The 26276-nt window shown below is 72.2% G+C and carries 17 protein-coding genes; 8 read left to right on the top strand and 9 right to left on the bottom strand.

The features are described 5' to 3' along the window. Positions 1-54: 54 nt before the first annotated feature. Together ACTWM8_RS23615 and ACTWM8_RS23610 are read right to left on the bottom strand one after the other, a co-directional pair. The gene (locus tag ACTWM8_RS23615) at positions 55-717 is read right to left on the bottom strand and encodes a C39 family peptidase (RefSeq protein WP_446210942.1); all 663 of its coding nucleotides are present in this window, start codon (positions 715-717) and stop codon (positions 55-57) included. A 694-nt stretch (positions 718-1411) separates the two neighbouring features. Beyond that, positions 1412-3217, bottom strand: coding sequence for a family 20 glycosylhydrolase (locus tag ACTWM8_RS23610; RefSeq protein WP_446214645.1), 1806 nt, complete (start codon positions 3215-3217; stop codon positions 1412-1414). 426 nt (positions 3218-3643) lie between these two features. Between ACTWM8_RS23610 and ppdK the strand changes: the two genes are divergently transcribed. Beyond that, entirely contained in the window at positions 3644-6352 is a 2709-nt protein-coding gene (ppdK, locus tag ACTWM8_RS23605) for a pyruvate, phosphate dikinase (protein WP_446210941.1), read from the top strand. Between the two features lie 82 nt (positions 6353-6434). On the opposite strand, the gene ACTWM8_RS23600 is transcribed toward ppdK, so the two are convergent. Further along, complete coding sequence (locus ACTWM8_RS23600) at positions 6435-6905, bottom strand: roadblock/LC7 domain-containing protein (RefSeq protein ID WP_446214644.1); 471 nt, start codon at positions 6903-6905, stop codon at positions 6435-6437. 252 nt (positions 6906-7157) lie between these two features. On the opposite strand from ACTWM8_RS23600, the gene ACTWM8_RS23595 reads away from it, so the two are divergent. Together ACTWM8_RS23595 and ACTWM8_RS23590 are read left to right on the top strand one after the other, a co-directional pair. Further along, positions 7158-7508, top strand: a complete 351-nt coding sequence (locus ACTWM8_RS23595; RefSeq protein ID WP_210777301.1) for a VOC family protein — start codon at positions 7158-7160, stop codon at positions 7506-7508. Positions 7509-7511: 3 nt separating this feature from the next. Beyond that, positions 7512-8792, top strand: a complete 1281-nt coding sequence (locus tag ACTWM8_RS23590; protein WP_446210940.1) for a deoxyguanosinetriphosphate triphosphohydrolase — start codon at positions 7512-7514, stop codon at positions 8790-8792. A 91-nt stretch (positions 8793-8883) separates the two neighbouring features. Here the strand turns inward: ACTWM8_RS23590 and ACTWM8_RS23585 are convergent, their stop codons facing one another. The 3 genes from ACTWM8_RS23585 to ACTWM8_RS23575 form a co-directional block, all read right to left on the bottom strand. After that, the gene (locus ACTWM8_RS23585) at positions 8884-10290 is read right to left on the bottom strand and encodes an FG-GAP-like repeat-containing protein (RefSeq protein WP_446210939.1); all 1407 of its coding nucleotides are present in this window, start codon (positions 10288-10290) and stop codon (positions 8884-8886) included. 58 nt (positions 10291-10348) lie between these two features. After that, positions 10349-11776 carry an FG-GAP-like repeat-containing protein gene (locus tag ACTWM8_RS23580; protein ID WP_446210938.1) on the bottom strand — a complete coding sequence of 476 codons (1428 nt, stop codon included), beginning with the start codon at positions 11774-11776 and terminating at the stop codon, positions 10349-10351. A 439-nt stretch (positions 11777-12215) separates the two neighbouring features. Beyond that, positions 12216-13637 carry an FG-GAP-like repeat-containing protein gene (locus ACTWM8_RS23575; RefSeq protein WP_446210937.1) on the bottom strand — a complete coding sequence of 474 codons (1422 nt, stop codon included), beginning with the start codon at positions 13635-13637 and terminating at the stop codon, positions 12216-12218. Between the two features lie 236 nt (positions 13638-13873). Between ACTWM8_RS23575 and ACTWM8_RS23570 the strand changes: the two genes are divergently transcribed. From ACTWM8_RS23570 to ACTWM8_RS23550, 5 genes are all read left to right on the top strand, one after another. Further along, on the top strand, positions 13874-17320 hold the full coding sequence (locus tag ACTWM8_RS23570; RefSeq protein WP_446210936.1) for a BTAD domain-containing putative transcriptional regulator: 3447 nt from the start codon (positions 13874-13876) through the stop codon (positions 17318-17320). A 10-nt stretch (positions 17321-17330) separates the two neighbouring features. After that, positions 17331-18164 (top strand): siderophore-interacting protein, encoded by an 834-nt coding sequence (locus ACTWM8_RS23565; protein ID WP_446210935.1) that lies wholly within the window; start codon positions 17331-17333, stop codon positions 18162-18164. Positions 18165-18317: 153 nt separating this feature from the next. Beyond that, positions 18318-19967 carry a BCCT family transporter gene (locus ACTWM8_RS23560; RefSeq protein WP_446210934.1) on the top strand — a complete coding sequence of 550 codons (1650 nt, stop codon included), beginning with the start codon at positions 18318-18320 and terminating at the stop codon, positions 19965-19967. 94 nt (positions 19968-20061) lie between these two features. Beyond that, the gene (gene dnaG / locus ACTWM8_RS23555; protein ID WP_446210933.1) at positions 20062-21936 is read left to right on the top strand and encodes a DNA primase; all 1875 of its coding nucleotides are present in this window, start codon (positions 20062-20064) and stop codon (positions 21934-21936) included. Then, entirely contained in the window at positions 21936-22472 is a 537-nt protein-coding gene (locus ACTWM8_RS23550; protein WP_446210932.1) for a hypothetical protein, read from the top strand. The genes dnaG and ACTWM8_RS23550 overlap by 1 nt, the downstream gene beginning before the upstream one ends. A 7-nt stretch (positions 22473-22479) precedes the next feature. On the opposite strand, the gene ACTWM8_RS23545 is transcribed toward ACTWM8_RS23550, so the two are convergent. The 3 genes from ACTWM8_RS23545 to ACTWM8_RS23535 are packed head-to-tail and all read right to left on the bottom strand — an operon-like array spanning position 22480 to position 26263. Next, entirely contained in the window at positions 22480-23448 is a 969-nt protein-coding gene (locus ACTWM8_RS23545) for a TAXI family TRAP transporter solute-binding subunit (protein WP_446210931.1), read from the bottom strand. Next, on the bottom strand, positions 23445-23837 hold the full coding sequence (locus tag ACTWM8_RS23540) for a roadblock/LC7 domain-containing protein (protein WP_154942541.1): 393 nt from the start codon (positions 23835-23837) through the stop codon (positions 23445-23447). The genes ACTWM8_RS23545 and ACTWM8_RS23540 overlap by 4 nt, the downstream gene beginning before the upstream one ends. Then, positions 23834-26263 (bottom strand): nitrate- and nitrite sensing domain-containing protein, encoded by a 2430-nt coding sequence (locus ACTWM8_RS23535; protein ID WP_446210930.1) that lies wholly within the window; start codon positions 26261-26263, stop codon positions 23834-23836. Before ACTWM8_RS23535 ends, ACTWM8_RS23540 begins: the two co-directional genes overlap by 4 nt. Positions 26264-26276 lie beyond the last annotated feature (13 nt).

Raw genomic sequence — 26276 nt, 5'->3', positions numbered from 1 at the left:
CGACGAAGGGCCGGCCCCCGGGTGGGGGCCGGCCCTTGTCGGTGTTGCCGTGGATCAGGCGGCGGCGGAGTAGCCGCGGGTGGCGATCCAGTCGGCCAGGTTGTCCACGCTCATCCGGTAGGACATCTGGTCGGAGTTCGCCGAGTCGGCGATCGTGACGACGTTGCCGCCGTCGCGGTAGCCGATGACGCTGATGTAGTGGCCGCCCTCGAAGGAGTGGGTGAGGCCGTCGGTGTCGGTGGCGGTGCCGGCGATGTTCGCAACCACGGCCCGGCCGTCGTCGATGGTGCGGACGACGTCCGCGCGCAGCTTCTCGGTCTGCTTGCGGTCGGCACTGTTGTCGCGGATCTCGACGCTGCGGTAGACCTTCTTGCCGGTCTCCTTGTTCAGCACCGGGGTGATGTCGTTGATGGAGTTGGTGCCAGCCTCGGTGGTGCCCATCTCCTTGGCCATGGCGTCCACGTCGATGTCCTTGCCCTGCACGGACAGGGCGTTGCGGGTGGCCGCGGGGCCGCAGTAGTAGAAGTTCGGCTGGGCCGCGTAGCGCATGGTCAGCTCACGCTCGCCGTGCGGCTTGCGGTCGTTCTTCGCCGACGCGGCGCCCTTGTCGGTGGTGGCCGAGTCGGTGTTGACGGTGGCGAGCGGGCCGGCGACGGCGCCGGTGAAGGCGAGGCCGGCAGCGGTCAGGGCGGTCTTGCGGATCAGATCGGTACGCATGATCGGTTGCCTCTCTGTTCGGGGGTGCGCGGCACACGCAACAGGGGCGCGGTGCCGCGGGACAAGTCAGAAGGGGGATCGACCCGGCGATCGGCGCGACCTGCTCGGGTGTCCGGGGGATGTAACCGGCCCGTGCGGCCGCGCATTCCATGGGGCGGGTCCCGGGATCCGTCCGGCCGGGGGAGCGCCGGAAGTACGCCATGTACAACGACCCCACCCCACCGGCCATTCCACCGCCGGGGCGGCCCCGCCCACACGACACCGCAGGTCAGACGGCCTGCTCCGGGCAGATACCGCCCACCCGGAACCGGACATCCAACCCCGAACCGGCGGCTCGGGCCTCCTTCGCCTCTGGTTCCGGGCAGGTGCCGCCCAGCCGGAACCGGACATCCAACCCCGAACCGGCGGCTCCGGGCCCCATCCGCCGCCTCTGGTTCCGGGCAGATACCGCCCACCCGGAACCCGGATATCCAGCCCCGAACCAGCGGCCCGGGCCGCCTCCGCCTCGTTGATCAAGAAGTTTGCGTCAGGGACACGCCGCCCGACGGACGCAAACCTCTTGATCAACGGGCGATGCGGGCCTTGGTTGGAGGTCAACGCGGAGATCTTGGACAGTTTCCGTTCGAGCGGAACGGTAACTGTCCAAGATCCGCAGGGCGTTGGGGTGCGGGTAGGCCGGTTTGCGGCGGGCGGCTCAGCCCGTGGGGGTCGGGGTGGGGGTCGGGGTGGCGGTGCCGTCCCGCTCGGCCGGCCAGGGGATCTCCGGGGCGCGGTGGAAGGCGATGCCGGCGGTGGCCCAGCGCGGGCCGTGGCCGGCGAGGCGCTCGCGGAAGCCGGCCCAGTCGTGCGCCGAGCGGGGCGACCAGCCCAGCTCGGCGATGGCGGGCAGCCGGGGGAGGAACATGAACTCGACCTCCGCCAGCGTGGTCACCGACTCGGTCCAGAGCGGCGCCTCCACGCCGAGCACCGCGTCGGCCGGTACGTCGGCCACGTGGGTGCCCGGATCCCAGTCGTACGCGCGTCGCACGTCGATCAGCCCGGCCCAGTCGTGCCCGATCGGGGTGTCCGGGGCGTACTTCATGTCCAGGTAGGCGTGGTTGCCGGGGGAGAGGATGAGCCGGGCGCCCCGGCGTACCGCCTCGGCGACCACCGGGTCCGCGCCGTCGGTGCCCCACCATTGGAGCACCCGTCCCTCGGTGTGCCCGGCCGGGGCGATCTGGTGCCACCCGATGACCGTCTTGCCGGTGCCCGCGACGATCCGCTGGGTGCGCTCCACGAAGCCGGTGTACGCCGCACCCTTGACCTTGAACGCCTCGTCGCCGCCGATGTGCAGCCACGGTCCGGGGGTGAGGGCGGCCACCTCGCCGAGCACGTCGGCGACGAAGTCGTACGTCCGCTCGCTGGCCGGGTCGACGTAGCTGAAGCCGACCTCGGTGCCGGTGTACGGCGGCGGCGCGACCCGGTCCGGCGCCAGCTCCGGGTACGCGGTCAGCGCCGCGTTGGTGTGGCCGGGCAGGTCGATCTCGGGGACGACGGTGACGTGCCGGCGGGCGGCGTACCGGACGATCCGCCGGTAGTCCGCGCCGGTGTAGAAACCGCCCGGGCCGCCGCCGACCTCGGTGGCCCCGCCGACGGTGGTCAGCGTGGGCCACGAGTCGACGGCGATCCGCCAGCCCTGGTCGTCGGTGAGGTGCAGGTGCAGGTGGTTGAGCTTGTACCGGGCCAGGTGGTCGATCACCCGCAGCACGTCGGCGACGCCGAAGAAGTGCCGGGAGACGTCGAGCATCGCGCCCCGGTACGGAAAGCGCGGCCGGTCGACGAGCACGCCGCCGGGCACCACCCAGCGGGCGGCCACCGGGGACGGGCTCTCGACCGCCGCCGGCAGGAGCTGCCGCAGCGTCTGCACCCCGTGGAACAGGCCCGTTGCCGTGTCGGCGCTGATCCGCACTCCGGTGGGGGTGACGTCCAGGCGGTAGCCCTCGGCGCCCAGCTCATCCGCGTCGACGGTGGCCGGCCCGGCGGCCGACCGCGCAGCATCGGCGCCGCCCGGCGACACCAGCTCCGCGACGCCGCCCGCGCTTGCCGCGCCGGCCGGCCCAGCGACGCCGCCAGGCTCGCCCGCGCTCGCCGCGTCCTCGGCCGCGCTCGCCGCGTCCTCGCCCGCGCTCGCTGCGTCCTCGGCCGCGGTCCGGGGACGGGGTACGCCGGCGGGCGGCGTCGCGGCGGCCAGGGTGAGCACCAGCGGGCCGCCGGTGGCGGTGGCCTCGACCACGACCGGCAGCGGGTACCCGGTGGCCGGTCGCAGCAGCTCGGCGAGCTGTTCGGCGACGTCCCGGGCGTCCGGGTCCGGGCTCACCCGGACGGGCGCGTCGGCGGGGAGGGTGAAGTCGGCCGTCGGGTCGGGCCGGACCTGCTCCGGGGCCGGCACCACGTCGCCCAGTCGGACCGGCGCGGGCGGGGCCAGCAGCTCCCCGGCGGTCAGCTCGGCGGCCCGGGCCAGTTCGGCGGCGGCCGGCTGGTGGGCGGACAGGTCGACCTGACCCAGCGGTTCCCGGTCGGCCCCGGCGCTGGCGGCGGCACCGGTCTCCGGGGTGGTGGCGGGGGTGGGCGGCACGGCGGCGACTCCGGGGTGTATTTGCGACGGATATGGCAAAGGTCAGGTTCAGCAGAACCGGTGCCGTCAAGAGTACGAGGAGACTCGGAATTGCGTGATCGTGCGCGTGGAAGCGTTCCCAGAAACCTCCGTGAACGCGGATAGTCGTGATGGCTGTGCCTATTGTCACCGAACGGTCCCAGGCCCCCCAATGTTCGCTTAACCTTCGCCCACCGATCGGTGCTGGCGCGGGATTACCGGTGGCCTGCCCCGGGGTATGAGGCAGCTGAACCTTCGTTAAGTGTCAATTCCGGCGCGCGTGGGAGGGCTCTGGTGGCAGTGCAAGAGACGGTCGATCACAAGTACGTCTACGACTTCGCCGAGGGCAACAAGGACCTCAAGGACCTGCTCGGTGGCAAAGGGGCCAACCTCGCCGAGATGACCAATCTCGGGCTGCCGGTCCCGCCCGGGTTCATCATCACCACCGAGGCGTGCAAGGCGTACCTGGCCACCGGCGAGGAACCCGCCGGGCTGGCCGGTCAGATCGCCACCCACCTGGAGGCCCTGGAACGCGAGATGGGCCGCCGCCTCGGCGACCCGGACGACCCGCTGCTGGTGTCCGTACGCTCCGGCGCGAAGTTCTCCATGCCCGGCATGATGGAGACCGTCCTCAACGTCGGCCTCAACGACCGCAGCGTGGTCGGGCTCTCCGCCCAGGCCGGCGGCAACGACCGGTTCGCCTGGGACTCGTACCGCCGGCTGATCCAGATGTTCGGCAAGACCGTCTGTGAGGTGCCGGGCGAGGAGTTCGAGCACGCCCTGGACGAGGCCAAGCGCGCCAAGGGCACCACCAACGATCTCGACCTCGACGCCGACGACCTGCGCGGGCTGGTCGACGCGTACAAGAGGATCTTCGTCAAGCACACCGGCCGGGAGTTCCCGCAGGAGCCGCGCGAGCAGCTCGACCTGGCCATCCGTGCCGTCTTCGAGTCGTGGAACGCCGAGCGGGCCGTGGTCTACCGCCGCCAGGAGCGCATCCCGGCCGACCTCGGCACCGCGGTCAACGTGGTCTCCATGGTCTTCGGCAACCTCGGCCCCGACTCCGGCACCGGCGTCGCGTTCACCCGCGACCCGGGCAGCGGCGCCCAGGGCATCTACGGCGACTACCTGGCCAACGCCCAGGGCGAGGACGTCGTCGCCGGCATCCGCAACACCGTGCCGCTGCAGGAGCTGGAGCAGCTCGACAAGAAGTCCTACGACGAGCTGCTCGCGTTCATGGCCCGGCTGGAGGGGCACTACAAGGACCTCTGCGACATCGAGTTCACCATCGAGCGCGGCAAGCTCTGGATGCTGCAGACCCGGGTCGGCAAGCGCACCGCCGCCGCCGCGTTCGTCATCGCCGGGCAGCTCGTCGACGAGGGCCTGATCGACCTGGACGAGGCGCTGCACCGGGTCAACGGCGCGCAGCTGGCGCAGCTGATGTTCCCCCGGTTCCGCCTCGACCACGAGTTCCAGCCGGTCGCCAAGGGCATCGGCGCCTCACCGGGCGCCGCCTCCGGCAAGGTGGTCTTCACCTCCGCGCGGGCGGTCGAGCTGGCCGCCGAGGGGGAGTCGGTGATCCTGGTCCGCCGGGAGACCAACCCGGACGACCTGAACGGCATGATCGCCAGCCAGGGCATCCTCACCTCGCGGGGCGGCAAGACCAGCCACGCCGCCGTGGTGGCCCGGGGCATGGGCAAGACCTGCGTCTCCGGCGCCGACGAGATCGACGTGAACGTGCCGGCCAAGCGCTTCACCGTGGCCGGGCAGACCGTCAACGAGGGCGACATCGTCTCCATCGACGGCACCACCGGCAAGGTCTACCTCGGCGAGGTCCCGGTCATGCCGTCCGAGGTGGTGCAGTACTTCGAGGGCAGCATCGAGCCGGAGCACATCGACAACCCGCTGGTCCGGGCCGTACACCGGATCATGACGCACGCCGACGGCAAGCGGCGGCTGGCGGTCCGGACGAACGCCGACACCGGGGCGGACGCGGCCCGGGCGCGGCGCTTCGGTGCCCAGGGCATCGGCCTGTGCCGCACCGAGCACATGTTCCTCGGCGACCGGCGGGAGCTGGTCGAGCGGCTGATCCTGGCCCGCACCGACGACGAGCGGGACTCGGCGCTCGCCGCGCTGCTGCCGTTGCAGCGCGACGACTTCGTGGAGATCTTCCGCGAGATGGACGGCCTGCCGGTCACCGTGCGGCTGATCGACCCGCCGCTGCACGAGTTCCTGCCCCCGCTGGAGCAGCTCGCGGTCAACGTCGCCGTCGCCCAGGAGCGCGGCGAGGACGTCGCCAAGGAGGAGGCGCTGCTCGCCGCCGTCCGGCGGATGCACGAGGAGAACCCGATGCTGGGCCTGCGTGGCGTGCGCCTCGGCCTGGTCATCCCGGGCCTGTTCGCGATGCAGGTCCGGGCGATCGCGGAGGCCGCCGTCGCGGTCACCCGCGCCGGCGCGGTCGCCAAGCCGGAGATCATGGTGCCGCTGGTCGGCGCGGTGCAGGAGCTGGAGACGGTACGGGCCGAGGCCGAGAAGATCATCGCCGAGGTGGTCGGGGACAGCGGCGTCGAGGTGCTGATCGGCACCATGATCGAGGTGCCCCGGGCGGCGCTGACCGCCGGGCAGATCGCCGAGGCGGCGCAGTTCTTCTCCTTCGGCACCAACGACCTGACCCAGATGGCCTGGGGCTTCTCCCGCGACGACGTCGAGGGCGCGTTCTTCTGGCGCTACCTGGAGCTGGGCATCTTCGGCATCTCGCCGTTCGAGTCCATCGATCGGGACGGGGTGGGCCGGCTGGTCCGGATCGCCGCGGAGGAGGGCCGGGCGGCCCGGCCGGAGCTGAAGCTCGGCGTCTGCGGCGAGCACGGCGGCGACCCCGACTCGGTGCACTTCTTCCACGAGGTGGGCCTGGACTACGTCTCCTGCTCCCCGTTCCGGGTCCCGGTGGCCCGGCTGGAGGCCGGCCGGGCAGCCGTCGAGACCGACGGTTCCGACAGCCGCTGACCGCACGACCGACGGCGGCTCCGGGTGCTCCCGGAGCCGCCGTCGTCGTCGGTGGGTGTGGTGCGTCGCGGCGGGCCCGGCCCTACAGCGGCGGGCGCCGCCAGGTCGATCCGGGCCGCCGCCGCGCCAGCGCCGGCAGCGGGGTACGCACGGCGAGCGCGCCGTGCACCCGCGGCAGGGGCGTCGCGCCCACCGCCACCCGCTGCGAGTCGAACGCCGAGCCGGCCCGCTCGGCCACCGCCCGCGCCTCGGTGTGCAGCGCCTCCAGGTCGGCACCCGCGCCGGTGATCAGGGTGAGCAGCGCGTGCCGCCCGGCCGGATAGGTGACCACGGAGCCGGTGGCCGTGTGCACCACCGACTCGCGGAAGCCGCCGCCGCGCACCGTGTGGGCGACCTGGTGCCCCACCCCGAAACTCACCGCGGCGAGGGCGGCCAGGTGGGTCGCGTCGGTGGTCGGCAGGTCGCTGGAGATGAGCATCCCGTCGCGCCCGCCCAGCACCGTGCCGGCCACCTCGGGGCGGCGGCGGCGCAACCTCCGCAGCTCCGCGTCCATCACCGTGTCAACGTGCACGAGCGTCCCCCGTTCGTCGCGTTCCGGTCGTCGGTGTCACGTACCGCTCCGGGCACGTTACCGAAGGCCACGCCGTGCCCGCGATCCCGTGACGGTCGGCAATCGGTCGACAACTGTCGTCTGATCGGCGGTTGCGGACCCGCCAAGCGGCGTTCGCCGGCGCGCCTCGGGGGCCACCCGGGCGTAACCTGGGCTCCCGCGATCAGTTGCATACGACCGGCGAAGGGTGGCCGCATGACCAGCGTCTGGGAGAGCTTGACCGTCGACGCCCGGGACCCGTCCCGGCTGGCCCACTGGTGGGCCGAGGCGCTGGGCTACCAGGTGATCGCGGAGAAGCCGGACGAGGTGGAGATCCGCCAGTCGCGCGACCGGCTGCCCGGCATCGTCTTCGTTCCGGTCGCCGACGGCAAGGAGACCAAGAACCGCCTCCACCTCGACCTGCGTCCGGCCGACCAGGAGGCCGAGGTCGAGCGGCTGGTCGACATGGGGGCCCGGCACGTCGACGTCGGCCAGGGCGACGCCTCCTGGACGGTGCTCGCCGACCCGGAGGGCAACGAGTTCTGCGTGCTGCGACAGCAGGGCTGAGGGGTGCGTGACGCCGACCCGGCCGGGCCGTGGGACGCGGCCGACGCGCGGCGTCGGGTCGACGAGGCGCCCAAGGACACCGGCTACGGCCGGTCGCCGTACGAGCGGGACCGGGCCCGGGTGCTGCACTCGGCCGCCTTCCGGCGGCTGGCCGCCAAGACCCAGGTGCACGTCGCCGGCACCGACGACTTCCTGCGTACCCGGCTGACGCACTCGCTGGAGGTGGCCCAGATCGCCCGGGAGATGGGCGCCCGGCTGGGCTGCGACCCGGACGTGGTGGACACCGCCGGGCTGGCGCACGACCTCGGCCACCCGCCCTTCGGGCACAACGGCGAGGACGCCCTCGACCGGCTCGCCGCGCCCTGCGGCGGGTTCGAGGGCAACGCCCAGACGCTGCGCGTGCTGACCCGGCTGGAGGCCAAGGTGGTCGGCCCGGACGGCGTACCGGCCGGGCTCAACCTCACCCGGGCCTCGCTCGACGCGGTCGGCAAGTACCCGTGGCCGCGGCAGCCGGGACTGCGCAAGTTCGGGGTGTACGACGACGACCGGCCGGTCTTCGACTGGCTGCGCGAGGGCGTACCCGCGGGGGACGGCGGCGGCCCGCCCGGCGGCGTGCGGCGCTGCCTGGAGGCCCAGGTGATGGACTGGGCCGACGATGTCGCCTACTCGGTGCACGACGTGGAGGACGGCATCCACGGCGGGTACCTCTCGCTGCGGCCTCTCCTCGACGACCCGGACGAGCGGGCCGCCCTCTGCGTCGACGTGGCCGCCGTCTACTCCGGCGAGTCCCCGGCCGACCTCGGCGAGGTGCTGGTCGGCCTGCTCGACGAGCCGGAGCTCGCCGCGCTCGCCGGGTACGACGGCAGCCACCGCGCGCAGGTCGCGCTGAAGGCCACCGCCAGCGTGCTGACCGGCCGGTTCGTCTCCGCCGTGGTGACCGCCACCCGGGAGCGGTTCGGCCCGGGCCCGCACCGCCGGTACGCCGCCGACCTGGTGGTGCCGCGCCGGGTCCGGGCCCAGTGCGCGCTGCTGAAGGGGATCGCCTGGCGCTACGTGATGAACCGCCCGGGCGCCGGCGCCCGGTACGACCGGCAGCGGGCGATCCTGGCCGAGCTGGTCGGCGTGCTGGGCGACCGGGCGCCGGACGCGCTCGACCCGGTCTTCGCGCCGCTGTGGCAGGCCGCCCCGGACGACGCCGCCCGGCTGCGGGTGGTGGTCGACCAGGTGGCGTCGCTCACCGACCCGGCGGCGGTGGCCTGGCACGACCGCCTGGTCGGCCCCTGACCCGGTCATCGTTCCGTCGGTGAGGGCGACGGCCGAGCGCGACCGGGCCTGTCGCGGGAACCCGCGACAGGCCCGGTCCGGGTGTGGTGGGTCAGAAGACGCGGTTGTAGCTGTTCCAGCCGGGGCCGCCGATCTCACGGCTGCCGATGTAGGGCAGGTTGTTCGGGTTGGACTTGATGTTGTTCGAGTAGTAGTGCAGGGTGCCGTCGGGTTTGGTGGCCAGGAGGTCGGCGTAGCCGTCGCCGCTGACGTCGCCGGCCATGACGCGGTTGTAGGCGTTCCAGCCGGGGCCGCCGATCTCACGGCTGCTGATGTACGGCAGGTTGTCGGGGTTCGAGTTGATGTTGTTCGAGTAGTAGTGCAGGGTGCCGTCGGGCTTGGTGGCCAGGAGGTCGGCGTAGCCGTCGCCGCTGACGTCGCCGATCATGACGCGGTTGTAGGCGTTCCAGCCGGGGCCGCCGATTTCGCGGCTGCCGATGTAGGGCAGGTTGTCCGGGTTGGACTTGATGTTGTTCGAGTAGTAGTGCAGGGTGCCGTCGGGTTTGGTGGCGATGATGTCGGCGTAGCCGTCGCCGCTGACGTCGCCGAGCAGGACCCGGTTGTAGGTGTTCCAGCCGGGACCGCCGATCTGCCGGCCGGTGTTGTACGGCTTGTTGTCCGGGTTGCTGTTGATGTTGTTCGGGTAGTACCAGAGGGTGCCGTCGGGTTTGGTGGCGATGACGTCGGCGTAGCCGTCGCCGCTGACGTCGCCGGACATGACGCGGTTGAAGGTGTTCCAGCCGCTGCCGATCTGCCGGCTGCTGATGTAGGGCAGGTTGTCAGGGTTCGAGTTGATGTTGTTCGAGTAGTAGTGCAGCGTGCTGTCGGGCTTGGTGGCCAGGATGTCGGCGTAACCGTCGCCGCTGACGTCACTGATACTGCCGCCGATGCCATCGGCGCTCCACAACGCGTTGGCGATGATCGTCCCGTCGCCCGCCTGCACCTGGTACCGGTCCGGGTAGGCAGAGATCTGCACGTCCTGGCACACCTCGCCGATCGGGTCGGTCTCCCAGTTCGACAGCTTGAGCATCTTGTTGAGGAACGCGTCGGTCGCCCACTCCGGATCGGTCCGCTGGGCGAACGTCCCCCAACTCTCCCGCTGCTGGAAGAGGCCGACGCTGTCGCGATCGCCACCATCGAGGTTCTGGATGGTCGTTTCGACGATCGTCGTGGTGACGGCGATGGCCGCGGCACGGGGCGGCAGGGCTCGCCGCTTCACCTGATCCACCACGGCGCGAGCGCAGGAGACCCGGTAGGCGGTCATGGCATTCGTCAGCGTGCCGCTCAGTTGACCGTTGAGTTGCTGGGCGAGTTGGGCGTCCGCCGTGGATGGTCCTCCGGAGACGCAGGGCAGGGGGCTGGCGGCGTGGGCCGGACCGGTGACGAACAGCACCGATGCCGCCGCGATCAGGGGGGTGAGAAGGGCCGTGACCGTTCGGCCGGACACTAGCTGTGGCATGGAATCTCCAAGGGAGGGGCAGGCCGTGGTACCGCGGCCTGCCCCGGTGAGGGATGGGTCAGAAGACGCGGTTGTAGCTGTTCCAGCCGGGGCCGCCGATCTCACGGCTGCCGATGTAGGGCAGGTTGTTCGGGTTGGACTTGATGTTGTTCGAGTAGTAGTGCAGGGTGCCGTCGGGTTTGGTGGCCAGGAGGTCGGCGTAGCCGTCGCCGCTGACGTCGCCGGCCATGACGCGGTTGTAGGCGTTCCAGCCGGGGCCGCCGATCTCACGGCTGCTGATGTACGGCAGGTTGTCGGGGTTCGAGTTGATGTTGTTCGAGTAGTAGTGCAGGGTGCCGTCGGGCTTGGTGGCCAGGAGGTCGGCGTAGCCGTCGCCGCTGACGTCGCCGATCATGACGCGGTTGTAGGCGTTCCAGCCGGGGCCGCCGATTTCGCGGCTGCCGATGTAGGGCAGGTTGTCCGGGTTGGACTTGATGTTGTTCGAGTAGTAGTGCAGGGTGCCGTCGGGTTTGGTGGCGATGATGTCGGCGTAGCCGTCCCCGTTGACGTCGCCGAGCAGGACCCGGTTGTAGGTGTTCCAGCCGGGACCGCCGATTTCCCGGCCGGTGTTGTACGGCTTGTTGTCCGGGTTGCTGTTGATGTTGTTCGGGTAGTACCAGAGGGTGCCGTCGGGTTTGGTGGCGATGACGTCGGCGTAGCCGTCGCCGCTGACGTCGCCGGACATGACGCGGTTGAAGGTGTTCCAGCCGCTGCCGATCTGCCGGCTGCTGATGTAGGGCAGGTTGTCAGGGTTCGAGTTGATGTTGTTCGAGTAGTAGTGCAGCGTGCTGTCGGGCTTGGTGGCCAGGATGTCGGCGTAACCGTCGCCGCTGACATCACTGATACTGCCGCCGCTGGCGAGTCGATTCGTCCACCAGGACGTCTCCATGCGTGCGCCGGGCCAGCTGAAGCTGAAGTGGATATGGTTGGTGTGGCAGTCCCCGGGGGTCCCGTCGCAGGAGTAGGGCCGCCATCCCTCGCTGATCCGGTGAGAACTGATGATCTGCTTGTTCCAGATCATGTACATGATGCCGAGTCTGCGCATCAGGGCATGGCGATTGCCGTACTGATCGGTCGCCTGGATCCAGTTCAGAATGTCGTTGGCGTAGCCGCGCTGAGTCGTGTTGTTGACGTCCAAGATGTAGTCGAGGGCCCGGCCCTCCTTGTGTTCACTCGTGGCGCCGCCGCATGCGCGCCCGATGTTCTCCAACGTGGCATGAACCCCGTAGGTGCTGTTCAACAGGTTCATGAAATCCACGACGCCCGGTTTGGCCGTCGGGTCGCACGTGTCCTGGCCGTCGTAGTCGGCGTAGTCCTCGATATCCTGGCTGAAGATCGGAGTGACGGGTGCCGCGGCCGCGGGAGAGGCGCCCGCCACCACTGTGCCGGTGGCGGTGACCAGAAATGCCAGCACGGCGATGAGTTGTCTCTTGAGTGGAAGTCGCAAGGAATCCTCCTGGTGGGAGTTACAGATTTGTCAGGCTCGACGAGGGCTGCTCCGATCGGATCGGAGCGTGTCGGACCACCTGGCACACAGATTGATGGACGGCGCTGAATTCCCTCTGGCTGGGCGCTTCCCGTACCGAACCCGCACCGCTGGTGATGGCCATGCGGCGAGGTCAACGTGTGGCCGGCGGAACGTTGGTCGAGCGCAGCGGCGTCATGAGATCCGGCGGCGTGGATGCGCTGCCGCGCTGCCGCCTGGGGAGTGCCTGCCGGTCGACTGCTCCCCGGCCGGTCAGCGTGACGGTGAGCTGGCCGTTGCCGCGCGGTGGCCGCGCTTCGGCGGGCGGTCGCGTGGGCCTGCATGCACGGCGCTCCTGGACATGGCAGAAAGCCGGGCCGGCTGCGGAGGTCGCAGCCGGCCCGGCGTGGGGCGGGGTGGGTCAGAAGACGCGGTTGTAGCTGTTCCAGCCGGGGCCGCCGATTTCGCGGCTGCCGATGTAGGGCAGGTTGTCCGGGTTGGACTTGATGTTGTTCGAGTAGTAGTGCAGGGTGCCGTCGGGTTTGGTGGCGATGAGGTCGGCGTAGCCGTCGCCGCTGACGTCGCCGGCCATGACGCGGTTGTAGGCGTTCCAGCCGGGACCGCCGATCTCACGGCTGCTGATGTACGGCAGGTTGTCGGGGTTCGAGTTGATGTTGTTCGAGTAGTAGTGCAGGGTGCCGTCGGGTTTGGTGGCGATGAGGTCGGCGTAGCCGTCGCCGCTGACGTCGCCGATCATCAGGCGGTTGTAGGCGTTCCACCCCGGCCCGCCGATCTCCCGACCACCCGCATAGGGCTTGCCGTCCGGACTCGAGTTGATGTTGTTGGGGTAGTAGTGCAGGGTGCCGTCGGGTTTGGTGGCGATGATGTCGGCGTAGCCGTCCCCGTTGACGTCGCCGAGCAGGACCCGGTTGTAGGTGTTCCAGCCGGGACCGCCGATTTCCCGGCCGGTGTTGTACGGCTTGTTGTCCGGGTTGCTGTTGATGTTGTTCGGGTAGTACCAGAGGGTGCCGTCGGGTTTGGTGGCGATGACGTCGGCGTAGCCGTCGCCGCTGACGTCGCCGGACATGACGCGGTTGAAGGTGTTCCAGCCGCTGCCGATCTGCCGGCTGCTGATGTAGGGCAGGTTGTCAGGGTTCGAGTTGATGTTGTTCGAGTAGTAGTGCAGCGTGCTGTCGGGCTTGGTGGCCAGGATGTCGGCGTAACCGTCGCCGCTGACGTCACTGATACTCCCGCTGATGCCATCGGCGTCGACGATGCCGTCGTAGCGGACCGGCGTGTACAGGGACGCCTTGCTGCTGGACCAGGTCCGCTGGATGGTGCCCTCGACGGTGTCGTCACCGGTCTGTTCGATGACGACCGGCGACGTCCGCGCGGAGTCGGCCCACTTCACGAAGAGCGCGACGTGGTTCTCGTCGGGATCGCCCGTGTGCCGCAGCAGGGCATCCCCCTGCCGGAGCGAATCCCGGGGGATGGGGGTGGTCCTCAGGTGCAGGTTGCCGGTCCACCAGTCGCTCCCCTGGCCACCGAAGCCCCACGCCATCGCCACGAAGCCGGAACAGTCCGTCCGGTAGTCGCCGTAGGAGTTCTGGTAGCACCGCTCCTGGCTGTACGGCACCTTGGGATCGAGCCAGCTGCGGGCGCGGATGAGGGCGGTCTCGCGGGTGACGTGCCTGTCCCCGCCGTTGTCGGCGCAGGGTGTCGGCGTGATCGACCCGGCTTGCGCCGGTGTCGCCACGACCAGGGTGCCGGCCAGTGCCACCGGCACGGCGAGGGCGAGCATCAGCAGTCGGGCCGGGCCGCCGCTCGACCGTCGGTGATTCATCGTACGTCTCCTCAGGGGGTTGAGCTGTCGAGCTGATCGGACCGGGACGGGACTCCATCTCGGAGGCATCAGTCTGTGTCAGTGCGCTGACCGATCTCTGGAGGGGCAGCGCCCGTACCGAACCCGTACTACGCTGCGCTCGCTGGATCACGGGGGTGATTAAGATCGTCGATTTACCGGATGTCGGGTCGGGCGACTTGGCAGGACAACTTCGAAGATGTCGGCAACAGGCCGGGTTGACTCAACTGGAGTTGGCGCAGGCCGCCGGCATCAGCCTGGCCGCGGTCCGTGACCTCGAACAGGGGCGCACGCGTGTCCCGCGCCTGCGTTCCGTCCGGTCGCTGGCCGCCGTCCTGGGACTGTCGCCCGAGGACGCGGCGACCCTGCGCGCGTCCGTCCTGCCGGCGGTGCCGGCGGGATCCCCGGTGCGGGAGGACGAACACGGTGACGAGGTCAGGGTGCTGCTGCTCGGGCCGCTCGGCCTCATCCGCGGTGGTAGACAGGTGCCGCTCGGCACCGGGCGGCACCGGCTGGTGCTCGCCCGGCTGGCGCTGACCCCCAACACCGGTGTCAGCCGGGACGAACTCATCGACCTGCTCTGGCGGAACGAGATTCCATCCTCCGCCGTCAACCTCGTGCAGACGTACGTCAGTCGACTGCGCCGGCTCCTGGAGCCGCGACGGCCGTCCGGACACCGCACCGAGCTGCTGACCCTCGTCGCGGGCGGCTACCGGCTCAACGCCGACCCCGGGCAGCTCGACCTGCTCGCGTGTCGCGAGCTGCTGGCCCGGGCCGGTGAGCTCACCGCCGAGCCGGGGCCGGCACTGGCGCTCCTCGACGAGGCGTTGGGTCTGTGGCGGGGCGCACCGCTCGCCGATGTTCCCGAACTCCATGGCGAGCCGCTCGTGACCGCGCTCGAGGAGGAGCGCATCCGCGCCACCGTTCTCCACGCCCGTCTGGCCGCCACGCTGTCCCGGGACGACGAGGCGTTACCGCTGTTGCGGGACCTGGCCGCCCGGCATCCGATGCACGAACCGCTTCAGGCCCGGCTCGTCGCCGCACTCGCGGCGGCCGGCCAGCAGGCCGCGGCGCTGACGACGTACGAGGAGGTCCGCCGGCGCCTCGCGGAGGAGCTGGGCATCGATCCCGGCCCGGAACTGGCGGAGGCGCACCGTTCGGTGCTCAGGCAGACCTGGCACCGGCCGGCCCCGGTCGCCCGACGGGACGACGCGACGGTGCGTCCGAACCAGACCCCCGCACCGCCCGCCGACTTCACCGGCCGCGCGGAGCACCTGCGGCAGCTCCAGCAGCTCGTCGAGCGTGATCCGGAGTCGCCGGCTCCGCAGCTGGTGACCGTCTGCGCGATCTCCGGGGTGGCCGGTGTCGGCAAGACGAGCCTGGCGCTGCGCGCGGCGCAGCTGCTGCGTCCGGCGTTCCCGGACGGCCAGCTCTACGTCGACCTGCAGGGCTTCGGCCCGCTACCGGTCCCTCCGGTCGATGCCCTGGCCCGCTTCCTGCGCGCGCTCGGGGTGGATGGTCGCCGCATACCGCAGAACGAGGCGGAGTCGGCGGCGCTCTTCCGCAGCGTCCTGGCGGATCGACGGGTGCTCCTCGTGCTCGACAACGCCCGCAACGCCGCCCACGTCCGTCCACTGCTGCCCGGCACGGGGGGCAACGCGGTTCTGGTGACGAGTCGGAACCGACTGGCCGACCTCGCCGGCGCGGTCACCGTCGAGTTGGGTCTGCCCTCGACCAGCGAGGCGCTGGACATGCTCGCCAGTTCGGCGGGGCCGGCGCGGGTGGCCGCCGACGCGGATGCCGCGGTGGAGCTGGCCGAGGCGTGCGGGCTGTTGCCGATCGCGCTGCGGGTCGCGGGTGGCCGGTTGGCGAGCCGGCCGGACTGGACCATGCGATCCGCGTTGGCCCGCCTCGCGGATCAGCGTCACCGGCTGCGTCAGCTCCGCATCGGTGACATGGCGGTGGCCGCGAGCTTCGACCTCAGTTACCAGGAGCTGCCTGAGGGCACGGCACGGGCCTTCCGGCTGCTGGCTCTCCTGCCCGGCACCGACTTCGGCGTGGCCGCGGCGTCGGTGCTGCTGGACATCGACGAGGTGGAGGTCGAGGACGCGCTGCACGACCTGGTCGACGGCAGTCTCCTCCAGCTCACCGCCGGGCGGTACCGCTACCACGATCTGCTACGTCTCTACGCCGTCCGGCGGGCTGAGGCGGAGGATCCGGCGGAACAGCGCGCGGCCAGCATCCGGCGACTGCTGGACTGGTACCTGGCACGCAGCATGGCCGCCGTGCGGCTGGTTTACCCGGAGATGGTGCGTCTGACGACGGACGTCGAGGTCGGCGCACCCTTCGACGACGAGGCCGCTGCCCTGGCCTGGCTGGACGCCGAACTGGCCGGGCTGACCGCCGCGGTCCGGACGGCCGTCGACGGTCCGCACCCGGAACGATCCTGGCAGCTCGCCGACCAGCTCCGCGGCTATTTCTTCGTGCGGCAGCAGGTGGTGCCGTGGTTGGCCACGGGCCGCGCGGGGCTGGCGGCCGCCCAGCGCGCGGGGAACAAGCTCGCCACTGCCGCGATGCACCAGACGATAGGCCAGGCGTACCTGTCGGTGGGGCAGCATGACCTGGCGTTGACCGAGTACGAACAGGCAGCCTCCCTGGCCCGCGCGGCCGGTTGGTCCGTCGGGCTCGCGTACCAGCTGCACAACATCGGTCTGGTGCAGGCGCAGATGGGGCGGCTGGACGACGCACAGGAGTCGTACCGACGCGCGTTACGGATCGGCCGGGGCGGCGAGTTCGACCACGTCCGGGCGGTGACGCTGAACGATCTTGGAACCCTCTGCCACGAGCGGGGGGAGCTCACCGAGGCGGCGGCCCACTTCGCCGAGGCGTTGCAGATCAACCAGGGCGCCTCCCGCCGCCCGTCGGCCATGGCGAACAGGGGCAATCTCGGCATGGTGCTGCGTCAGCTCGGAGAGTTCGACGCCGCGCGACAGCACATGGAGACGGTCCTCGAGCACTACCGCCGAGTCGGGTCGCCCAAGGGTGAGCTGTCGGTCCTCGACGAGCTGAGTCAGCTGCACGCGCAGCGCGACGAGCCGTCGGCGGCGATCTCGGCCGCCACCAGGGCGCTGGAACTGACCCGGACGCTCGGGGACCGGCGCAGTGAGGCGGCGCTGTTGAGCACCCTCGGCTCAGCGCTGCTCTGCGCCGGCCGGGTGGTCGACGCGGGGGCGCGGTTCGAGATGTCCCTCCAACTGGCCGGTCAGCTCTCCCTGCCGTACTTCGAGGTGCAGGCGCGGATCGGGCTGTCCAGGGTACGACTGGTGAGCGGTGCGGTCGAGGAGGCGGCGGACGACGCGACCCGGGCGCTCGGCACCGCCCGCCGGGTGGGTTACCGGTTGTTGGAGGCCGAGGCTCTGCTCGCGCTCGCTCGGGTGAACGTCGCCGCGGGCCGCGACGAGGCGGCCGAGGCCTGTTGCCGGGAGGCGTTGGCCGTGCATCCGTCGCATGAGTCGTCCCTGATGCGGCAGGCGACGGACCTGCTCGCCCGAGTAACCGCCCCGCCGGCACCCCGGGTCGTCGCCGATCTGACGACGGTCGATGCGGTAGCGAGGCGGTCCGGTGCCAAGCATGGTGGCCGACCGCAGCCTTCCTACTTAGGATAGCCTAAGTGACATGACGGAGCGCCCCAAGAAGGTCACGTCCGCCCGGGTCCTGCGGACCGAGCGGCCCACCCCGCACCTGATCCGCCTGGTCCTGGGCGGGGAGGAGTTGGTCGGGCTGCCGGTCGGGGAGTACACCGACCACTACATCAAGATCGTCTTCCCGGCGCCCGGGGTCGACCACCCCAGGCCGCTGGACCTGGCCGCGATCCGTCGTGACCTGCCCCGCGACCAGTGGCCCCGGCTGCGCGCGTACACCGTGCGCGCCTGGGACCCGCTGGCCGGCGAACTCACCGTGGACGTGGTGCACCACGGCGACGAGGGGCTGGCCGGGCCCTGGGCGGCCCGGCTGCGCCCCGGCGACGAGGTGCTCTTCGTCGGTCCGGGTGGGGCGTACGCGCCGGACCCGACGGCCGACTGGCACCTGCTGGTCGGCGACGAGAGCGCGCTGCCGGCGATCGGCGCGGCGCTGGAGCGGCTGCCGCTCGGCGCCCCGGCCGCCGTCTTCGTCGAGGTCGACGGGCCGGCCGACGAGCAGCGGCTGCTCAGCCCCGGCACGGTGGCGCTGACCTGGCTGCACCGGGGCGCCCGGCCGGTCGGCGAGGCGCTGGTCGAGGCGGTCCGGGCGCTGGAGTTCCCGCCCGGCCGGGTGCACGCGTTCGTCCACGGCGAGGCGACCTTCGTCAAGGAGCTGCGCCGCCTGCTGCGCGTCGAGCGCGGGGTGCCCCGCGAGGCGCTCTCCATCTCCGGCTACTGGCGTCGGGGCATGGACGACGAGGGCTGGCGGTCCACCAAGGCGGACTGGAACCGCCAGGTCGAGGCCGAAGAGGTCGCGCCGGTCGGCTGACCCGACCGCGCCCCGCCGACCTCGTATCCCGGGTCGTTCTCGGGGCCGCGACGGCCTTCGCCGGCCCCGGGAGCGCGGGATCACCCGGTCGGCACGGGTGAACCGTGATGGTATGCGGCTTTTGAGGAGGTTCGTCGGCGACACCATGTGACCATGGCGGAGCAGGCGGGGGAGTCGGCGCCGGAGGCCGGGCCGGCGGGGCGGATCGACCCGGTGGTGCTGGTGCTGGGCGTCGCCGGGGTGCTGGCGGTGGTCGGCTGGGGGGTGTTCGGGGGCGGCTCGCTGGCCGGGTTCGGCGCCGCCGGGCTGGCCTGGGCGATCAACACCTTCGGCTGGTTCTTCGTGGTCGCCGCGGACGCCTTCCTGGTGCTCTCGGTGGTGATCGCGGCGTCCCGCTTCGGCCGGATCCGACTCGGCGCGGACGACGACGAGCCGGAGTTCAGCACGATGGCCTGGGTGTCGATGATGTTCAGCACCGGCATGGGCATCGGCCTGGTCTTCTATGCCGTGGCCGAGCCCATCCAGCACTACGCCGCACCGCCACCGGCCGCCGCCGTCGAACCGCAGACCCCGGCCGCCGCCGAGGTGGCCATGCAGTACACCCTGTTCCACTGGACCCTGCACCCGTGGGGGATCTACGCCATCGCGGCGCTGGCGCTGGCGTACTCGACGTTTCGGAAGAAGCGGGGCAGCCGCATCTCCGCCGCCTTCGAACCGCTGCTGGGCGCGCGGTCGTACGGGCGGGTCGGACAGGCGGTCGACCTGCTGGCGGTCTTCGCCACCGTCTTCGGCTCGGCGACCAGCCTGGGCCTGGGGGCGCTCCAGGTGGCCGCCGGCCTGGAGAGCGCGACCGCGGTGCCCGACAGCACCGCGATCGAGCTGGTGGTCATCGCCGCGCTCACCGCCGCCTTCGTGATCTCCGCCTTCACCGGGCTGCACAAGGGCATCAAGTGGCTCTCGACCACCAACGTGGTGCTCGCCGTCGGGCTGATGGTCTTCGTCTTCGTGGCCGGGCCGACCATCTACACCCTGGAGGTGCTGCCCGCCTCGGTCGGTGACTACCTCAGCGGCCTGACGATCATGTCCACCCGGACCGGGGCCTTCTCCGACCCGGCCTGGCTCGGCGCGTGGACCATCTTCTACTGGGCGTGGTGGATCTCCTGGGCGCCGTTCGTCGGCATCTTCATCGCCCGCATCTCCAAGGGGCGCACCATCCGGCAGTTCGTCACCGGGGTGCTGCTGGTGCCCAGCGGGGCCAGCGTGATCTGGTTCGCCATCATGGGCGGCACCGCCCTGCGGGTGCAGACCACCGGCACCCGCGACCTCGTCGCCGATGTCTCGGCGAGTACCGAGAAGGCCCTCTTCGGCCTGCTCCAGGCGCTGCCGCTGGCGGCGCTGACCACGGTGCTGGCGATGGTCCTGGTCGCGCTCTTCTTCGTCACCGGCGCCGACTCGGCCGCGCTGGTGCTGGGCTCGCTCAGCTCGCGGGGCGCGCTGCGGCCGCACCGGGGCGTGGTGGTGCTCTGGGGCGTGCTGATCGGCGCGGTCGCCGCCGCGCTGCTGCTCGCCGGTGGCCTGGCCGCCCTGCAACAGGCGACGATCCTGGTCGCGCTGCCGTTCGTGGTGGTGATGCTCGGGCTCGCCGTGGCCCTGCTGCGCGACCTGGGGCGGGACCCGGCGGTCAACCCGCCCGTGGCCAGGCCACGCCGCTACGGCCTGGTCGCCGCGATGCGGGCCGCCCGGTCGTACGAGGAGGAGGATCCGCCGCCGGTGACCCGGTGGTTGCACCGCCCCCCGCGGTGACACCACCCCTGCTGGCGTCGTTCGCCACACGCCCGTGCCCCCGGCGGCGGATCGTCGGTCCGGCAGGGCAGGATGTACGCCGAGGGGGTGGCGAATGGCTGGGCGGATCCGGGACGAGGACATCGCGCTGGTCCGGGAACGCACCTCGATCGCCGAGGTCATCTCCGACACGGTGACCCTCAAGTCCGCCGGCGGCGGCAACCTCAAGGGCCTCTGCCCGTTCCACGACGAGAAGAGCCCGTCGTTCAACGTCTCGCCCGCCCGCAACGTCTGGTACTGCTTCGGCTGCGGGGCCGGCGGTGACGCCATCAAGTTCCTGATGGACGCCGAGCACCTCAGCTTCGTCGAGTCCGTCGAGCGGCTCGCCGCCCGCGCCGGCATCCAGCTGCGCTACGTCGAGGGCGACAACGCCGCCCCGCGCCCCCGCCCCCAGCAGGGGCAGAAGCAGCGGCTGGTGGCCGCGCACGCCGCCGCCGTCGAGTTCTACCAGGCCCAGCTCACCACGGCCGCCGCCCGGCCGGCCCGGGAGTTCCTGGCGCAGCGGGGCTTCGACCGGGCCGCCGCCCAGCGGTACGGCTGCGGCTTCGCCCCGGACGCCTGGGACCTGCTCACCAAGCACCTGCGCCAGCAGGGCTTCACCCACGACGAGCTGGTCACCGGCGGCCTGTCCCGCCCGTCGCGCTCCGGGACGCTGATCGACCGGTTCCGCCGCCGGCTGATGTGGCCGATCCGGGACATCACCGGCGACGTGATCGGCTTCGGCGCCCGCAAGCTCTTCGACGACGACGACGGCCCGAAATACCTCAACACCCCCGAGACGCCGATCTACAAGAAGTCGCACGTCCTCTACGGCATCGACCAGGCCAAGCGGGAGATCGCCAAGCAGGGCAAGGTGGTCGTCGTCGAGGGCTACACCGACGTGATGGCCTGTCACCTCGCCGAGGTGCCGACGGCCGTGGCGACCTGCGGCACGGCGTTCGGCGCCGACCACATCGCGGTGCTGCGCCGGCTCCTGCTGGACACCGACGCGGTGGCCGGCGAGATCATCTTCACCTTCGACGGGGACGCCGCCGGCCAGAAGGCCGCGCTGCGCGCCTTCGAGGACGACCAGCGCTTCGTCGGGCGTACCTTCATCGCGGTCAGCCCGGACAACATGGACCCGTGCGAGCTGCGCCTGGCCAAGGGCGACCTGGCCGTGCGCGACCTGGTCGCCCGCCGCGAACCGCTGGTCGACTTCGCGCTGCGCCACGTGATCAACCGGTACGACCTGGACACCGTCGACGGCCGGGTGGAGGCGATGCGCCGGGCCGCGCCGCTGGTCGCCAAGATCAAGGACCGGGAGAAGCGTCCCGAGTACGTCCGCAAGCTCGCCGGCGACCTCGGCATGGAGATCGAGCCGGTGCAGCGCGCGGTGCTCGCCGCCGACGCCACCCCGACCGCCGAGCGGCGCTCGCCCGCCCCGACCCGGTCGACGGCGGCGCCCATGCCGGCGGTGGACAGCCCGCAGTCGATGGTCGAGCGCGAGGCGTTGAAGCTGGCCCTGCAGGAGCCGGTGCTGGCCGGGCCGATGTTCGACGCGGTCGAGGCCCCGGAGTACCGGCACCCGGTGCACGCGGCGGTCCGCGCGGCGATCGCCGCGGCGGGCGGGGCCGCGGCGGCCACCGGCGGCGCGGTCTGGATCGAGTCGGTCCGCGACGCCTGCGAGGACCTGGCCGCCCGGGCGCTCGTCGGCGAACTGGCCGTGGAGCCGCTGCGCATCGACGGCGAACCCGACCCCCGGTACGTCTCGATCACCATGGCCCGGTTGCAGTGGGGCTCGGTCACCGCCCGGATCCGGGACCTCAAATCCAAGATCCAGCGGGTCAACCCGGTGAACAACAAGGACGAGTACTTCGCCCTCTTCGGGGAACTGCTCTCGCTGGAGCAGCACGCGCGGGCGCTGCGCGAGCAGGCCGCGGGAGGACTGTGATGGGACTGTTCAACCGCAAGCCGAAGCTGCCGCCCGCCGCCCGGCCCCCGCTCGCCGACGACGAACGGGTGCTCGCCTGGGCGGCCGCCGGCAACGGCGAGGGCGACGGCGTGGTGGTGGCCAGCAACCTCGGGCTCTGGCTGCCCGGCCGCGCGCACCGGCTGGGCTGGCACGACATCCTCAAGGCGGTGTGGTCCGGCCACGAGCTGACCGTCACCCCGGCCGAGCGGGTCACCGAGCGTGACGGCTACCAGGTGGTGGCGGACTGCCCGGCCGAGACCTACCTCCTGGTCGACCCGGGCGAGCTGCCGCACCAGGTGCGGGCCCGGGTCACCCGGTCGGTGGCGTACACGGCGCACCACCCGGTGCCCGGCGGCGCCGGGCGGGTCGCGGCCCGGCGGGTGGCCGGTGTGGACGGGCTCAGCTGGACCGTGCGCTTCGACCCGGGCACCCCGTCGGACGACGAGGCCGTGCTGGTGGAGGCCGACCGGCTGGTCGCCGCCGCCCGCGCCGCGACCGCCCCCGCCGACGCCTGAACTCCGCTCATCCGCCCTGGTAGAACCGGGCCGCGCCCGGATGTAGCGGGATCGGGTCGGTGCTGGACGCGCTCTGCCGGGTGAAGTTGCCCGCCTCCGGGTGCACCCCGATCAGGTCGCCCTGGTAGGCGAAGAGCAGTCGGGTCAGGTCGTACGCCAGCTCGTCCGGCATGTCGGCGTTGACCAGGATCATGTTCGACACCGTGACCGTCGGCGTGCCCGACGGTGTGCGGTAGGCGTCCTTCGGCAGCTCGGCGGTGGTGTACACCGAGCCGTATCGGGCGTTGAGCGGCTCGATCAGGTCGGCGATCGGCAGCAGCGTGAACGTGCCCGGCGCGCTGGAGAGCAGGTCGGCGATGCCCGGGGTGGGCAGGCCGCCGGAGAAGAACATCGCGTCCAGCGTGCCGGCCCGCATCCGCTTGACCGTCTCCGGCAGGGACAGGGTGAACCGGTCCACGTCCCGGTCCGGGTCCATCCCGGCGGCGGTCAGCAGTCGCCCGGCGATGATGTCCGTGCCGGACTTCGGCGAACCCGTGGAGACCCTCTTCCCGCGCAGCCCGGCGAAGTCCTTCACCTTGGCGTCGGCCCGCACGATCACGTGGGTGTAGTTGCTGTAGACCCGGGCCAGCGCCCGGACCGGTTGCGGCTGCCCGACGAAGGCGCCCTGGCCGGTGACCGCGTCGGCGGCGGTGTCGGCGAGGCTGAAGGCGATCTCCATGTCGCCGCTGGCCAGCCGGGTGACGTTCTCCACCGAGGCGCCGGTCGGCTCGGCCCGCGCCTCGTACCCGGGCAGGTGGCGGCTGATCACGTCGGCGTAGCCGCCGCCGAGCTGGTAGTACACGCCGGTGGTGTTGCCGGTGGCGAGGAAGATCCGGCCGCCGTGCCAGGCCTGCGGCGGCGCGGCCGGCTGCCCGCAGCCCGCCACGAGCAGCGTCACCACCAGGGCGGCCAGCCAGGGCGGTGGCCGGCGGATCACGCCCGGACCGCCGGTTCCAGCGCCTCTGCCACCCGCTGCACCAGGGTCGCGGTCTCGAAACCGATCTGACCCAGGTCGCAGCCCGGCGCGGCGAGCACCCCGAGCAGGGCCCGCTCGCCGACCGCCATCACCAGCATCACCCCGCCGTCCATGTCGACGATCTGCTGGCGTACCCGGCCGGCCGACATCAGCCGCGCGGCGCCGACGGTCAGGCTGGCCAGGCCGCTGATCACGGCGGCGAGCTGGTCCACCTGGTCGGGGGAGAGGTGCGGTGAGGAGGCCAGGCGCAGCCCGTCCTCGGAGACGGCTACGGCGTGCGATACGTCCGGCACCTGCTCGGCGAAATTCGCCAGGAGCCAGTCCAGGCCGGCGCTCACGGGTGTGGTCATCGGTGTCTCCCGTTGGGTCTCGTCTGCTGGTTACGTCGCATCGCGCTGGCCACCCCCTCGGCGAGCGCGGACAGTCGGGCCCGCACCACCTCCGGGTCGAGCAGGTCCTCCGCCGGCCGGGCCGGCGCGGTGTTCGGCAGCGTCGGGAGCTGACCGCCGCGGGTCCGGCGGGGCAGGCCGGCGCCGGGGGCCGCCGCCGGCCCGGTCGACGGGTGGGCGGCGCCGGGCGGGGGCGCCACGGCGGCCCGGAGCACCGGCGGCCGCGGTGGGGCCGCGACCCGGGTACCGGGGGTGACCACCGGCAACGTCACCGTCGGCGCGTGGTGGACGTCGGTCGGGTCCGGCCGGAACAGGCTGCCGCCGTACGTCGGCGTCAGCCGGGGCGCGGGCGTCGGGTTCGGCACGGTCGTCGCCAGGGCCGGCGCGCCGGCCCCGGCCCGGAACCAGGCCGCCGTCGAGGCGGGCTGGCGGACGGGAACGGGACGCCGGGACACCGTCTCCACCCGGACGAGCGCCGACTCGGGCACCTCGACCTGGGCCACCGTGCCGGTGCCGGTGTTGTGCAACTGCACCCGGATCCCGTACCGGGCGGCCAGGTGGGCCACCACGTGCAGGCCCATACTGCCGGCGGCGGCGCTGGAGAGCACCGCCGGGGCGAGCAGCCGCTTGTTGATCGCGGCGAGGCGGCCTTCGCTGATGCCGATGCCCTGGTCGTGCACGCGCAGCGTGAGCCCGTCGACCGTCCGCCGGCCGTCGACCTGCACCAGGGTGTGCGGCGGCGAGTAGTTGGTGGCGTTCTCCAGCAGCTCGGCGAGGAGGTGGACCAGGTAACCCACCGTCGACCCGTGCACCGCGGCCGCCGGCACGTCGATCTCCACCCGGGTGTAGTCCTCGATCTCCGAGGAGGCCGCGCGCACCACGTCGGCGAGCAGGTGGTCCCCCTCGTACGCCCGCCCCGGCTCGCCACCGGCGAGGACCAGCAGGTTCTCCCCGTTGCGGCGCATCCGGGCGGCGAGATGGTCCAGCGCGAAGAGCCGGGCCAGCGCGTCCGGATCGGTCTCGTCGCGTTCGAAGTCGTCGAGCAGGCGCAGCTGCCGGGTGATCAGGGTCCGGATCCGGCGGGCCAGCGCCTCGGCCATCCGGGTCACGTCCAGCCGCAGCTCGGCCTGCTCGCCGGCGAGCCGCAGCGCCGCCCGGTTGACCGTGTCGAACGCCTCGGCCACCTGCGCGACCTCGTCCCGCCCCTGCCGGATGTCCTCGGTCAGCCGGGTCGCCTCGCCCTCGGCCGGCGCGCCCTCGCCGGCCGCGATCGCGGTGATCCGCTCGGGCAGCTCCGAGTTGGCCACGGTGAGCGCCGCCACCCGCAGCCGGCGCAGCCGGCGGCTGGTGCGTACGGCGAGCAGCGCGGCGGCCACCAGCGAGGCCGCGGCGACGGCGGTGGTGGCCCCGCCGGTGACCAGGGCCCGCCGGCGGGCGTCCCGGGCCAGGCTGCCGGCCTGCTGGTCCAGGTCCTCGGAGAGCTCCCGGCCGAGCAGGTTGTAGCGCCGGATCGTGCCGCTCTGGGCCACGTACCAGGCGTCGCCGTCGACCTTCAGCGCGGCGGCCAGGGTCTCGCCCTTGACGGCGGTGTCCCGCATCCGCTGGGCGGTCGCCACGTCGGCGCCGGCGACCAGCCGGGCGTACGCGTCCTCGGCGTCCTCGTCGGCGATCCGGGAGAACTCGGCCTGACGCTGCTCCCGGGCGCCCCGCAGCTGGCCGAGCCGGACCAGTTCGCCCTGGGCCAGCTCGCCGCGGACGAAGACCGTCCGGAGCAGGTCGCGTTCCAGCGCGGCCAGGTGTTCCTGGCTGGCGACCGCCGCCACCTCCCGGGCGGCGTTGGCCAGCTCGGTGTCGCGCAGCTGCGCGGGCAGCGCGTCGGCGACGGTGAGCAGCGACTCGACCAGTGCCACGTAGGTGGGGTCGGCCCCCTCTGAGGTGGGCGCCGACCGGCGGGCGGGGTCGAGCTGGTGGAGCTGGTCGTCGGCGGTGTCGAGCACCCGCCCGAGGTCCGGTGCGGCCCGGCGGGCCTCCCGGCTGGCGGTGCGGAACCGGTCGACGGCGGTATCCACCCGCAGCCGCTGGGCGTCCACCAGCGGCCGGCCGGTGGAGCCACCCCGCTGGCGCAGGGCGGCCGTCTCGCCGAGTTCCCGTTCCAGCTCGTGCACCAGGCGCACGGTCGCGGTGGCGGTGCCGGCGAGGACCCGGGCCCGGTCGGCGTCGGCGGAGGCGTCCAGCGCGGTGCTGGTCTGGGTGGCGCCCAGCACGACCAGGCCGACGGTGGCGACCAGGATCGGTGCGAGCAGTTGGGTGCGGACCGACCAGAGCCGGTCGGTGTGGTCCGCCGGCCGGTTGTGCCGGCGTACGCGGGCAGGGCGGGGGAGCGGCACGCGGGTCTCCCGG

The organism is Micromonospora sp. IBSANI012, assembly GCF_052814045.1.
The sequence above is the reverse complement of the archived record's forward strand: the minus strand, read 5'-3'. Positions and strand labels throughout refer to the sequence as shown.